This is a genomic window from Brevibacterium sp. HMSC063G07 (assembly GCF_001810665.1).
Lineage (GTDB): Bacteria > Actinomycetota > Actinomycetes > Actinomycetales > Brevibacteriaceae > Brevibacterium.
This window is the reverse complement of sequence record NZ_KV802348.1, coordinates 36,648-49,394: the sequence shown is the minus strand read 5'-3', so window position 1 is coordinate 49,394 and position 12,747 is coordinate 36,648. Positions and strand designations below refer to the sequence as shown.

At 62.4% G+C, this 12,747-nt stretch carries 10 protein-coding genes, 1 tRNA gene and 2 pseudogenes; 7 read left to right on the top strand and 6 right to left on the bottom strand.

What is annotated here, in order from left to right; all coding sequences use genetic code 11:
* Nucleotides 1-19 precede the first annotated feature (19 nt).
* A tRNA-Arg gene (locus tag HMPREF2757_RS04870) sits at nucleotides 20-92 on the top strand.
* A 377-nt stretch (nucleotides 93-469) separates the two neighbouring features.
* On the opposite strand, the pseudogene HMPREF2757_RS11395 reads toward HMPREF2757_RS04870, so the two are convergent.
* Nucleotides 470-667 (bottom strand): annotated as a pseudogene (locus tag HMPREF2757_RS11395) (integrase core domain-containing protein); the annotation flags it as partial.
* A gap of 391 nt (nucleotides 668-1,058) precedes the next feature.
* Here HMPREF2757_RS11395 and HMPREF2757_RS12090 point away from each other — a divergent pair.
* A pseudogene (locus HMPREF2757_RS12090) lies at nucleotides 1,059-1,429 on the top strand (IS21 family transposase); the annotation flags it as partial.
* A gap of 279 nt (nucleotides 1,430-1,708) precedes the next feature.
* On the opposite strand, the gene HMPREF2757_RS04860 reads toward HMPREF2757_RS12090, so the two are convergent.
* The 5 genes from HMPREF2757_RS04860 to HMPREF2757_RS11670 are packed head-to-tail and all read right to left on the bottom strand — an operon-like array spanning nucleotide 1,709 to nucleotide 5,412.
* Complete coding sequence (locus HMPREF2757_RS04860; RefSeq protein WP_070573856.1) at nucleotides 1,709-2,767, bottom strand: ArsO family NAD(P)H-dependent flavin-containing monooxygenase; 1,059 nt, start codon at nucleotides 2,765-2,767, stop codon at nucleotides 1,709-1,711.
* 11 nt (nucleotides 2,768-2,778) lie between these two features.
* Nucleotides 2,779-3,189 carry an arsenate reductase ArsC gene (locus tag HMPREF2757_RS04855; RefSeq protein WP_070573854.1) on the bottom strand — a complete coding sequence of 137 codons (411 nt, stop codon included), beginning with the start codon at nucleotides 3,187-3,189 and terminating at the stop codon, nucleotides 2,779-2,781.
* A 20-nt stretch (nucleotides 3,190-3,209) separates the two neighbouring features.
* Nucleotides 3,210-4,211: a metalloregulator ArsR/SmtB family transcription factor gene (locus tag HMPREF2757_RS04850; protein WP_070573852.1), complete on the bottom strand. Its 1,002-nt coding sequence runs from the start codon at nucleotides 4,209-4,211 to the stop codon at nucleotides 3,210-3,212.
* Complete coding sequence (arsB, locus tag HMPREF2757_RS04845; protein ID WP_070573851.1) at nucleotides 4,208-5,302, bottom strand: ACR3 family arsenite efflux transporter; 1,095 nt, start codon at nucleotides 5,300-5,302, stop codon at nucleotides 4,208-4,210. Before arsB ends, HMPREF2757_RS04850 begins: the two co-directional genes overlap by 4 nt.
* Complete coding sequence (locus HMPREF2757_RS11670; RefSeq protein WP_370919382.1) at nucleotides 5,299-5,412, bottom strand: thioredoxin domain-containing protein; 114 nt, start codon at nucleotides 5,410-5,412, stop codon at nucleotides 5,299-5,301. Before HMPREF2757_RS11670 ends, arsB begins: the two co-directional genes overlap by 4 nt.
* Before the next feature lie 662 nt (nucleotides 5,413-6,074).
* Here HMPREF2757_RS11670 and argS point away from each other — a divergent pair.
* From argS to thrB, 5 genes are read left to right on the top strand one after another with little or no spacing between them, the layout of a single operon-like run.
* Entirely contained in the window at nucleotides 6,075-7,712 is a 1,638-nt protein-coding gene (argS, locus tag HMPREF2757_RS04840; protein WP_070573849.1) for an arginine--tRNA ligase, read from the top strand.
* The gene (lysA, locus tag HMPREF2757_RS04835) at nucleotides 7,712-9,151 is read left to right on the top strand and encodes a diaminopimelate decarboxylase (protein ID WP_070573846.1); all 1,440 of its coding nucleotides are present in this window, start codon (nucleotides 7,712-7,714) and stop codon (nucleotides 9,149-9,151) included. Before argS ends, lysA begins: the two co-directional genes overlap by 1 nt.
* A complete protein-coding gene (locus HMPREF2757_RS04830; protein ID WP_070573845.1) occupies nucleotides 9,148-10,443 on the top strand; it encodes a homoserine dehydrogenase in 1,296 nt (431 codons plus the stop codon). Before lysA ends, HMPREF2757_RS04830 begins: the two co-directional genes overlap by 4 nt.
* An 8-nt stretch (nucleotides 10,444-10,451) precedes the next feature.
* Nucleotides 10,452-11,522: a threonine synthase gene (thrC, locus tag HMPREF2757_RS04825; RefSeq protein WP_070573844.1), complete on the top strand. Its 1,071-nt coding sequence runs from the start codon at nucleotides 10,452-10,454 to the stop codon at nucleotides 11,520-11,522.
* 2 nt (nucleotides 11,523-11,524) lie between these two features.
* Nucleotides 11,525-12,454 carry a homoserine kinase gene (thrB, locus tag HMPREF2757_RS04820; protein WP_070573842.1) on the top strand — a complete coding sequence of 310 codons (930 nt, stop codon included), beginning with the start codon at nucleotides 11,525-11,527 and terminating at the stop codon, nucleotides 12,452-12,454.
* Nucleotides 12,455-12,747 lie beyond the last annotated feature (293 nt).

The following is a 12,747-nucleotide window of genomic DNA, read 5'->3' as shown; positions in this document are numbered from 1 at the left end:
ATACAGTTGGAGAGCTTTTGCCCGCGTAGCTCAGTGGATAGAGCGTCTGCCTCCGGAGCAGAAGGTCGTAGGTTCGAATCCTGTCGCGGGCACGAGAACGAGCCCCTGGTCAGCGGAAACGTCGATCAGGGGCCTTCTTCATGCCTGTCTCTAGGGGCATGTATGCACTGAAGTGCGCAATATTCAACGGGCCGCCGGCTGCACGTGGGGGCCGCCCAAGGGATGATGAGCTCATGCGCATCGACGAGTTCTTCCAGGAGTCGCCAGTCACTGGGAGCCCCTGGGGCTCACATGAGACCGTGCTCAACGCTGAGCTGCTGACCTGACAGGTCCAGGGCACTGCGCAAGACCCGAATCCTCTGGAGGCAGCGTTGTCGCTCACCAGACTCGTCCGCGCAGAGCTGCGAGTCCTACGGCACTGAGACGGCGCATGGTCGTCGATCGGCTGTCGTGTCGATCTTCCGCCGCTTTAGGTGTATGGGGTCACGACGTGGTCGACACGTTCGTGGACGCGGGTGGCCGGTGGCTGATATGCACAGGGGGTATGAGGCCGATGACAGTTGTAGTGATGGCCCCGCACCTCTATTGCCTTCCGGTGATCCTGCTTGGACTCATTGACGCGGGCAAAGAGGCATTCCTCGGAAAGCAGTCGCTGGTATCGCTCGATAACTTGGTCCCTTTCTCCGGCACGACGCGAATGAGGCGCGTGATGCCGGTGCGCAGGCCGCGGTGGTGGCCCAACTGTGTCAGTTCGAGATGGATGCGCCGAGCTGACCGTTTGTGTTCGGGACGGAGCCGGCTGTCGTCGAGGACGCGGGTTACGAAGCTGTGTCTTCTTTCCGGGGCCAGCGGGGTAATAGCGTGGGTCATCGGAACGGGGCTCGTTCTGCTGGATGGTTGCTCAGACACCACCCATCGTGCAGTTCGGGTGCCCGTTCCTTCATCCCGGTTGGCGACTGCAGCGTCATGCCCACAACATCTCGGCTCCTTCTGCCGTGTGGCCGATCACACGGCAGAAGGAGAAAGTCGAATAGCACGCAAGTATACGCGATTGGTCGCCGGGGCGCGGGGAACGCGAAAGCGTCTATGCACCCAGCCTGATTGGGACTTCGTCCACCGCGAACTCGCCGGTGTCGGAGCAGCGCTGAAACTGCTGCATGGTGAGCACCGCGATGCGTGCACTGCGATGGGGGCGCCGTCGATGGGGTGCAACAGGTTCTGCAAGACGTGTCAGCAGCATGGCCTCGTCACCGGACTCTCAACGCGAGTCCGCCGCAAAGCAGGTCAGAGCGTCGAGGTCGACTGGTCGGGCAAGACGATGCGTCTGTCGGATCCCGTCGGCGGTCGCAGTCAGCGGGTGCACGCGTTCGTCGGGTGCCTGCCGTTCTCACGGTATGCATTCGTGTGGCCGACGTTGGACATGAAGCAGGGCGCCTTGCCAAGCTCCGGGTTTCATAGATGCTCTGCTTCTTGGTCTTCTGCGCAGTCTCCACCGCACCGATGACGTTTGTCGGTGCCTTTGCCCCTGTGGCCGGACCCGCTTGAGCCGGTCTGCTGAGCGGATATCCTGCTATGGCAATTGTGATGGCAGTATTGCTCATTGGTGCCGGTGGGCTGACAACTCGATACTGATGTCAGGTTCCAGGGCTGTCCCGTCCACTGTAGCGCCAGCTGAAGCAGTACTCGATCCGCATTGGTGTCGCGGTAGCTACTGTGCTTGAGTGCTTGGCACGTATTCGCTCACGTCCGCGACCGCAGACTTCGCTGTGCGGGCGGCACCGATGATGGTCGCGGAGGAAAACCCCGTCCAATCGCCATACCCCAGCAGGTGCAGACCAGGAACATCGATGCTTCGAGTGCCCACGGTGACTGGATGCCCGTTCTCCCAGGTCAATTCGAGCCCCTTGAGATGCTTGAGGTGTGGTTTGAAGCCGGTGCACCAGATGATGGCATCACAGCTGTACTCACTGCCGTCGGCCCACGAAACCCCAGCCGAGGTCAATCGCTCGAACATCGGCGAAGCGCTCAGGTCGCCACGATCGCGTGCAGCCCGCACGGGAGGGACCATGACGATATCGCCGAGCCCCGACACGCCATCGTGGTCGCGCCCGGCCCGCTGGGCCGCCTCGCGGGCGGTGGCAACATCGAAGAGCACTCGTCCATCGACGTCATCAGGCATGAACCGTGGTCGGCGCTGCGTCACCCACAGTGTCTGCGCCACGGTCGAGACTTCCGAGACGATCTGGGCGGCGGAGTTCCCACCGCCGACGATGACAACCCGTTGGTCGGTGTAGTCCTCGGGCGAATAGTACTCAACGGTGTGCAGCTGTCGTCCCGTGAAATCCTCACAGCCCGGATAGTGAGGGACATAGGGGCGTTGCCATGTTCCGGTGGCGCTGATGACCGCCGTGGTCTCCAGGGTGCCGGTATCGGTATCGACGAACAGCTGCCCCCGATCCTGGTAGACATTGCTGACGTGAACCGGGCGTTGAACGGGCAGATCGTAACGGTGTTCGTACTGGGTCAGGTAGTCAACGACATGATCGGCGGTGGGAAATGACTCACCCTTCTGCGCAGGCATCGGCCAGCCTGGCAGTGGACTGTATTCGGCGGGTGAAAACAGACGCAACGACTGCCACCCGTGCTGCCAGGCTCCGCCGGGGCCGGCGTGGTCGTCGAGAATCACGAATTCGAGACCTGCTCTGCGAAGAAAATATCCAGCGGCGAGGCCGGCCTGCCCACCGCCGATGACTACGACATCAGTCATCCGGTGCCCCCTCAATCTTGACCGAGTAAGTCAGCCACGAGCGCCTCGATGCGGATCTTGATGTCGTCGCGGATCAGGCGAACCGCTTCGATGCCCTGGCCTGTTGGGTCATCGAGTTCCCAGTCTTCGTAGCGCTTTCCCGGGAAGAAAGGGCATGCGTCGCCACAGCCCATTGTGATGACCACGTCTGAGTCCTGCACAGCCTCGTCTGTGAGAACTTTCGGCTGCTCGGCGGTGATGTCGATGCTGTCTTCGCTCATCGCCTCGACCGCGATGGGGTTGATGTGTTCGGCCGGGACGGATCCTGCTGAGCGGACTTCGATGCGGTTGCCCGCATAATGGCGCAGGTAGTCGGCGGCCATTTGGGAACGTCCAGCGTTGTGGACGCACACGAATAAGACAGATGGTTTGTGGTCAGTCATAGGGGCGGTCTCTCTTTCGATCAGCTGGTGAGGGAATCGAGTAGGGCCTGGACGCGGGCCGCAAGATCGTCGCGGATGAGTGTCGCTGTTTCAGGAGAGGCCAGTGCTGGGTCGGCGACTGGCCAATCCTCGTAGCGCAGCCCGGGCACGATGGGACAGACGTCGCCGCAACCCATCGTGATCGCAACATCAGCCGCACGAATCGCGTCATCGGTCAACGGCTTTGGGAACAGTTCCCCGACGTTCTCCCCGTCCAGGTTGCTGATGAGTTCGGCGACGTTCGGGTTGATTCCGGCCGCGGGAGTCGAACCTGCGGAGCGGGCGATGACCTTACCTCCGGATAAGTGACGTGTCAGGGCCGCGGCGAGTTGGGACCGGCCTGCATTGGCGACACAGATGAAGAGGACCTGCGGAGGCGCGCTGGCTCGGTCCCGGGTGATGTCAGCCAAGCGCTGCTTCGCGAAGCGCTCGGTCAAGGGGAAGAGGCAGCGAGTGGTTTTCGCCGATCGAGCCAGCGCTGTGTAGGAATCGCGCACGATGCCGGTGACGGTCTCTGGCGACACACCAGCCGACGTTTCCGACAGGTCTGCGGCCAAACGGCTGATGTGGGCATCGACGTCGAAGGCAGTGCCCACCATTGTTGCCTCGCGCGGCGGGTTTGGTGCGATGACGGCGGGGGCGAACCCTTCCAGTAGAGCGCTCACAGCGGCATGGCGACCAGCAGCAATCGAATACCAGACCCAGGTGCCGCGACGTTGAGAGTCGAGCAGCCCCGCTGTCTTCAGCACTTTCAAGTGATGAGAGACAGTTGGCTGGGAAACATCGGCAAGCTCTGCAAGGTCGCAGACACATGACTCTCCACGCGGATCGGTGCTGATCGCTGAGAGCATCCGCAGCCGCAGAGGGTCAGCGAGTGCCTTGAGTGTGCCGGCAAGCGTCGTCGCGACGTCGAGAGCGATGGCGTGGGACGGGTCGGGGGCGCACGGTTCATCGGCAGTCGCGATCACAGTGGTTTCAGTCATGACGATCTCGACTCCGTGGCGTAGGGGTCAGTGCGGAACCATGCCTTCGCGGCCCAGAGTGAGACATAGACGAGGCCGACCAGAACAGGAACCTCGATGAGGGGGCCGACGACTCCAGCCAGGGCCTGGCCGCTGGTAGCGCCGAAGGTGCCGATGGCGACGGCAATCGCGAGTTCGAAGTTGTTGCCCGCTGCCGTAAACGCCAGTGTTGTGGATCGAGCGTAGCCAAGACCGAGGCTCTTGCCGAGCAGGAGGCCGGCGAACCACATCAGCGAGAAGTAGACCAGCAATGGCAGTGCGATTCGAGCCACGTCCAACGGTTGACTGGTGATCTGCTCGCCCTGGAGCGCGAAGAGCAGCACGATCGTAAACAACAGACCGTAGAGCGCCCACGGCCCCACTCGGGGAATGAACTTCTCTTCGTACCACTGACGGCCGCGACGTTTCTCGCCGATCCACCGTGAGGCGAATCCGGCGATCAGGGGGACGCCGAGGAAGACGAGCACGTTGAGAGCGATCTGGCCCATTGACACATCCAGGCCCTGTGTATCAAGTCCCAACCACGTGGGCAGGACAGTGAGGTAGAACCAGCCGAGGACTGAGAACATGACCACCTGGAAGATCGAGTTGATCGCGACCAGCACAGCGGTTGCCTCTCGGTCACCGCAGGCGAGGTCGTTCCAGATCACGACCATGGCAATACAGCGGGCCAGGCCGACGATGATCAATCCTGTGCGGTATTCGGGGAGGTCTGGCAGGAACGTCCAGGCCAGAGCGAACATTACGGCGGGCCCGACCAACCAGTTGAGGATCAATGACGAGATCAGCAGCTTCTTATCGCCGGTGACATCGGCGACCTTGTCATAACGGACTTTAGCGAGGACGGGGTACATCATGACCAGCAAGCCAAGGGCGATGGGCACTGAGATGCCGCCGACTTCCAAATGGGAAAGAAGCTCAGAGACCCCTGGGGCCAGCCGGCCGAGGAGGAGGCCCGCGATCATGGCCAGGCCGATCCAGGCCGGTAACCCCTTATCCAGTGTCGACAGGCGTGCGGGTGTTGCCTGCTGTGTGGTGGTGTCTGCAGTCATGCCGGGAGTTCCTTGATTTTGTTCACGATGTCTGGGTGCGGGTGTGCTCTGATGGGGACGTCGCGTCGTTGGCCGTCCCGGTAAAAGCCGAGCGTAGGAATGGATGTCACTCCGGCCGCTGTAACGGCTCCGGGATTGGTATCGGCATCGATCTTGACGACTTTGCTTCACCCAGGCCAGTGTCGGCGGTCGTGACTTCCCCCAGGCAGATCGAGGTAAATGGAGTTATCAAAGATGATGCGTGCACCAAACCGTTCGGCCTGAGCACGCGTCGCCTCCATCATCTCCGTGCCCGGGACTCCATCGGTACAGACGGCAGGGTCAGACCCGACAACCATTGACTTTTGTATCGACATGCATCGATATTGATGCATGTCGATACAAAAGTCAATTGTCCGACCCGCCCCGGGTTTCCAAGACGCGCGGCGAACGCAAAGCCCCACCAGAAGCAGGCTCGCTCCGGGCTGCACCAAGAGTGAGGCGCGCTCGCGGGCCCGCGAGTTCCTCGCCGCCGCACCTAGCGACCCAGAGGGCAAAAGGTCGTGGCTTCGAATTCTGTCGCGGGCACAATCGTGGGAATCTCGGGACCTCGACTGCCGATGCCCCGAGATTCTTCTGTTCTGCGTGGCGCGTCGCCGAACGGGCCGTTCACAGAAAAGCCGCTTCACGCAGGGTGCTTCGATGCTGATGTGCGATCCGGCGGCACGCGGCTGAGTCTGTGCCGCGGCACCTGGTTGCCCGCTGGGGGCGCGGGCGTAATATCGTTGTCCCTGTGACTCCGGAAGATCTCAAAGCAGCAATTGCACAGGCCATCCAGGTTCTCGCCGATGGCGGCCTGAACCTTGCAGTCCCCGACAAGCTCACGGTCGAACGACCCAAAAACCGAGATCACGGCGACTGGGCGGCCAATGCGGCCCTTCAGCTTGCCAAACAAGCGGGAGTTCCACCTCGGGAACTGGCAGAAAGACTTGCCGAACAGCTGCGTGAAAACCCCGGTGTCGACACCGTGGACGTCGCCGGACCCGGCTTCCTCAACATCACCCTCAACAAAGCGGCAGCAGGTCAGCTTGCCCTCGACATTGTCGAGGCCGGTGGAACCTATGGGCAATCGACAGCTTTGGCGGGCGCACCGGTCAACATGGAGTTTGTGTCAGCCAACCCCACTGGCCCGCTGCACCTCGGACACACGCGCTGGGCCGCCGTCGGCGATGCTCTGATCCGCGTTCTGCGGGCTGCCGGAGCCGATGTCACTGCCGAGTACTACATCAACGACTTCGGCTCTCAGATGGACACTTTCGCCGGCAGCGTCCTGGCGCGTCTGCGCGGTCACGACGTTCCCGAGGGCGGTTATCCCGGCCAGTACGTGCAGGCAATCGCCGACGCTCTTCGGCAGCGCCACCCCGAATGGGCAGACAGCGCCGACGCTGACATCTACGACCAACTGCGCGCAGAAGCCTACGAACTGCAGATGGCGGACATCAAAGACACGCTCGCCGCATTCGGAGTGGACTTCGACGTATTCTTCTCAGAGAAGTCCCTCCACGATGCAGGCAAAGTCGCCGAGGCAGTAGAGCGCCTGCGCGAACAGGGCCACATCTTCGACGAAGACGGAGCCGTGTGGCTGCGCACCACGGACTTCGGCGACGACAAGAACCGCGTGCTCGTCCGCGCCGATGGCAGCCCCACCTACTTTGCTGCTGATGCCGCCTACTACCTGTCCAAGAAGGACCGCGGCTTCGTCAAGAAGATCTATCTGCTGGGCGCTGACCACCACGGCTACGTGGGACGACTCAAAGCGCTGGCTGCAACTGCCGGAGACGACCCCGATGAGAACATCGAGATTCTCATCGGCCAGCTGATCAGCGTCAACGGCGCGCGGCTGTCCAAGCGGGCGGGCAACATCATCGAACTGCGCGACCTGATCGAATGGCTCGGAGCTGATGCCCTGCGCTACTCGCTGGCGCGCATTCCCACCGATTCGCCGCTCACGCTCGATCCGGAGGTGCTGCGCTCAGCATCGAATGACAACCCCGTCTACTACGTGCAGTACGCCCACGCCAGAGCCTGCAGTGTTGAGCGCCGCGCGGTCGAGGCGGGAGTGGACCAGGCCCCCGTGGACCCGGCGACGCTGACAGATCCCACCGAGGCCGTCCTGCTTTCGGCACTGGCAGACTTCCCGAGAGTAGTCACCGACTCCGCCAAGCTGCGTGAACCCCACAGGGTTGCCCGCTATCTTGAATCTCTCGCTGGCAGCTTCCACAAGTGGTACGACGCGTGCCGTGTTGTGCCGCGGACAGACGAAGATCTGACTGCTGTTCACGGCACTCGCCTGGTTCTCGATCGGGCAACGAAGACTGTACTGGCCAACGGGCTGCGCATGCTCGGAGTTTCTGCACCGGAGAAGATGTAATGCCGGCTCACCCCTCGGGCGTTCTGCACGCCGGACCGTCGCCCGTCTGGCTTCCCGTGCCCACCGACGTCAACGAACTCATGGCCTCCCTGTGGTCGCGCAACACCTCCAAAAACGCTGACGGCGTACTCGAAGTCGCCGGCGTTGTGGCGACAGCGCTTGCCGAGCGCTTCGGAAGCCCGCTGTATGTGCTCGACGTCGACGACTTCCGCCACCGTGCCCGCAGCTTCGTCGGAGCATTCAGCGACGCGTTCGAAGCTCACGGCATGCAGGCGCGCGCTTACTACGCAGGAAAGGCCTTTCTGTGCACCGCAGTTGCCCGTTGGGCTCACGAGGAGGGCATGGGAGTCGATACGTGCTCACTCGGTGAAATGCGCACAGCCCAGGCCGCCGGTGTTCCCGCTGAAGCGGTGGGCCTGCACGGGAACAACAAGTCCGATGACGAAATAGCAATGGCCCTCGACTGGGGAATCGGCCGGATCGTCATCGACTCACTCGACGAAATTGAGCGCGTCTCCCAGGCCGCTGCGGTTCGCGGCATTACCGCGCCCGTCATGCTGCGTTTGACAGTCGGCGTTGAAGCGCACACGCACAGCTTCATCGCCACAGCCCACGAAGACCAGAAGTTCGGCCTGTCCATCAGCGGGGGAGCGGCTGACCGCGCCGCCCGTGCTGTCATCACGGACCCCAATCTTGAACTGGTGGGCCTGCACAGCCACATCGGCTCTCAGATCTTCGAAGAAGACGGCTTTGCCCTCGCCGCCCGCAGGATCATTGAATTCTCCGCCCGCCTGCGCGCAGACACCGGATTCGCAATACCGGAGATCGACCTGGGCGGAGGCTTCGGCATCCGCTACACATCGCAGGACAAACCCGTCGCGTTTGAGCAGATGGCGGCTCTCCTGGCTGCCGCGGTTGCCGAAGAGTGCGACGACGCCGACTTTCCCCGTCCCGCGGTGTCCTTTGAGCCGGGGCGAGCGATTGTCGGGCAGGCGGTGTTCTCCCTCTACACCGCTGGAACCATAAAGGAAGTCGAAACCGATTCGGGAATCCGCACCTATGTGTCAATTGACGGCGGAATGAGCGACAACATACGGACCGCTCTGTACGATGCCGACTATTCGTGCACACTGGCCTCGAGGTCGTCTGACGCCAAAGCGACTGTCGTCCGCGTAGTCGGCAAACACTGCGAAAGCGGCGATATAGTCGTCCGCGATGAATATCTGCCGGCGGACATCAGCCGCGGTGATCTCATTGCGGTCCCCGGCACGGGCGCCTACTGCAGGCCGCTGTCGTCGAATTACAACCACGTGCCGCGCCCCGGCGTCGTCGCCGTTGAAAACGGACAGGCCGAGTGGGTGGTGCTTCCTGAAACCTACGAACAGATGTTTGCATCGGATCCCGGTTTCGCCCGGGCCAATGAGAACGGAGAAAAATGAGCGCACAGCCTCTCAAGGTAGCCCTGCTCGGAGCGGGAACCGTCGGCAGTGAAGTTGCCGATGCGATCCTCAACCGCGCCGACAGCTTCACCGAGCGCATCGGAAGCCAACTCGAGCTCATGTCCGTCGGTGTGCGCGACATTTCGAAGGCCCGCCCCGGTATTCCGACTGATCTCATCACCGATGACCTCGAAGCGGCAATCGAAGGCGCCGACATCGTCGTAGAACTCATGGGCGGACTCGAACCGGCTCGCGAACTGCTGGTCAAAGCCCTCAATTCCGGTGCATCGGTTGTGACCGCCAACAAGGCGCTGCTGGCCAAGCACTCCGGGGAACTCTTCGCCGCCGCCGACAAAGCCAAAGTTCGCCTTGAGTACGAAGCCGCTGTGGCCGGGGCGATCCCCATCATCCGCCCCGTCGGAGACTCCCTGGCCGGTGACCGCATCACCCGTGTGCTCGGTATCGTCAACGGCACCACCAATTTCATCCTGGATGCGATGGAAGCCAAGGGCTGGGACTACGAGCACGCTTTGAAGACCGCTCAGGAGCTCGGCTATGCCGAAGCTGATCCAACAGCTGATGTCGGCGGGCACGACGCTGCCGCCAAAGCTGCGATTCTCGCCTCGCTGGCCTTCCACACCTCAGTGAGCATCGACGATGTTCACGTGGAGGGCATTGAGAACATCACCGCCGACATGATTTCAACCGCAGCCAGCCAGGGCTTCACCATCAAGCTGTTGGCCATCTGCGAAGAGATTCCGGCAGCGGGGGTCTCAGCTCGCGTCTACCCGGCCCTCATTCCGGCGGACCACGCTCTTGCCAGCGTTGGAGGAGCGTTCAACGCCGTGTTCGTCGAAGCCGAATCCGCCGGCGAACTCATGTTCTACGGCCAGGGAGCCGGGGGAGCCCCGACATCGTCCGCAGTGCTTGGCGACCTCGTCTCCGTGGCCCGCCGCAAGGTGCTCGGCGGAGCAGGACAGTACCGCAAGCTCGAAAGCGGATCGCTGCCGATCATTCCGATTGACGACATCAACACGCGCTACCACATCACGCTGGCTGTCCAGGACCGCCCGGGTGTGCTTCACGCAGTAACCGGGGTGTTCCTTGACCAGGGGGTCTCCATCAAGCTCGTCGAGCAGACGAGCCTCGATGATGCGGCTGACCCGCGGGCCAAGCTCGTCATTGCGACCCACGGCGGAACCGAATCCGCGCTGGCATCGACGGTCGAGCGGCTGCGCGCGCTTGACGTGGTCGACGAGGTCGTCTCGATTCTGCGCATTGAAGGACAGTGAGAAAGACCATGGCACACCAGTGGCGCGGGGTCGTGACCGAATACCGCGAACACCTTGCAATCGACCCGCAGGCAGACCCGGTTTCGCTCGGTGAGGGCGGGACGCCGCTCATCTTCGCCGAAAAGCTTTCCGAGCGCACCGGAGCCGAGGTCTACGTCAAATACGAGGGGATGAACCCCACCGGTTCGTTCAAAGACCGCGGTATGACCGCGGCCATCACCGCAGCCAAAGCAGCCGGTGCCAAAGCTGTCATCTGCGCATCGACCGGGAACACTTCGGCGTCTGCTGCCGCCTATGCGACCAAGGCGGGCATGACCTGCGCGGTTCTTGTGCCCAAGGGCAAGATCGCCCCCGGAAAAATGAGCCAGGCGGTAGCCCACGGCGCTCAGCTGCTGGAAGTCGACGGAAACTTCGACGACTGCCTGATGCTTTGCCGAAAGCTGTCGGAATCGTATCCGGTTCACCTGGTCAACTCGGTCAACCCCGATCGCATCGAAGGTCAGAAGACAGCCGCTTTTGAAATTGTCGACGCGCTCGGCAAAGCCCCGGACATCCACGCGCTGCCGGTGGGCAACGCGGGCAACATCACGGCCTACTGGAAGGGCTACACCGAGTACGAACAGAAGGGTCTGGCGGACTCAGCCCCGCGCATGTGGGGCTTCCAGGCCGCCGGTGCGGCTCCGCTTGTCACCGGCCATCCGATTGACGAACCGGAGACTATCGCGACGGCCATCAGGATCGGCAACCCCGCGTCGTGGGACAAGGCGATTGCCGCTCGTGAAGAATCGGGCGGACTCATCGACTCGGTTGAAGACGAGCAGATCATCCGGGCTCACCGCCTGCTGTCTTCCACAGAGGGCATTTTCATCGAACCCGGTTCGGCAGCGTCTATTGCCGGTCTGCTGAAGATGCACGAGGCCGGTCGAGTGCCGCAGGGGGCTGTCATAGTGTGCACAGTCACCGGTCATGGACTGAAAGACGCCGACTGGGCGCTGAAGGCCGCAGAAGGTCAGTTCGAAGCGGGGAGCGTGCCCGTTGACGCTGTCAGCGCTGCGCGCGCACTGGGTCTGGAGGACTGAGAGTGCCCTGCAGCATCGAGGTCTCGGTTCCTGCGACTTCGGCCAATCTGGGGCCCGGCTACGACACCTTCGGCCTTGCCCTCGACATTGCCGACGAGGTGGTGGCCGAACTGCACTCCTCTCCCGTCGACCTCAGCAGCTGTGTCGAGGTTACGGGCCAGGGTGCCGGCCAAGTGCCCGCCTCCTCGGATCATCTGATCCACAGGGTCGTGCGCGAAGTGCTCGACCACCACGGCAGCGCCGAACTGGCAGACCGGCTGACTTTGCGATGCGCCAATACGATTCCGCATTCGCGGGGGATGGGCTCATCGGCTGCCGCTGTGGTCGCGGGGATCTCGATTGCCGATGCCCTTCTCGCGTGCGTCGGCCGAGGCGAGCTGTGCGAAGCCGAGCGACTCGCCTGGGCTGTTCACTTTGAGGGGCACGCGGACAATGCTGCACCGGCGCTGTTCGGAGGCGTTTCCATCAGCATGGCCGATGCACAGGGCAGTCCGCGCTCGGTTTCAGTTCCCGCCCACCCTGCTGTGAGGGCGGTGCTCGTGGTTCCCGACACGACGCTGGACACCGATTACGCGCGATCATTCATCCCCGAACAGGTTCCGCACGCTGATGCCGTGGCGAACTCGGCGGCCGCGGCGCTGTTCATCCACGCAATCGGGCGTGATCCCTCGCTGCTCTTTGCGGCGACAGAAGACCACCTGCACCAGGAATATCGCAGGCCGGCCATGCCCGAAACTCTGGCCCGGGTCGATGCGCTGCGCGAACACGGCCTTGCCGCTGTTGTGTCCGGAGCTGGTCCGACGGCGCTGGTGCTGGGCACCGGCGAAGATCTGCGCGACGAGGTCGTCTCAGTCATCGGTGAAGACGATGCCGACGTCATTGCCGCCTCGATTGCCGATTTTGGGGCAACCATCACTCGAACAGGCGCATAAAGCCAATCAGTACGCTGTTCTGTCGGCGTGCTGATTAGCCTTGCACCGTTTTTTCACGTTATGCTTAGGCTGTTCTTCCGCAGCGATTGCTGTGATGCTCGGATCGACAGATTCTGTCTCCGATGAAGAACAATCACCTCAGCACCCACGTTGGTGCTTTCACAGCCACTTTCATGTGCAGACCACTGCTGAATGCCTCTGTGTGCTTCAGCCGAACGAGGGAGAAGGAACCTTCGTGTCAGAAAACACTGACTTCAACCACTCCGGAAGCCTGTCCGCCCTTCGCCTGCCGC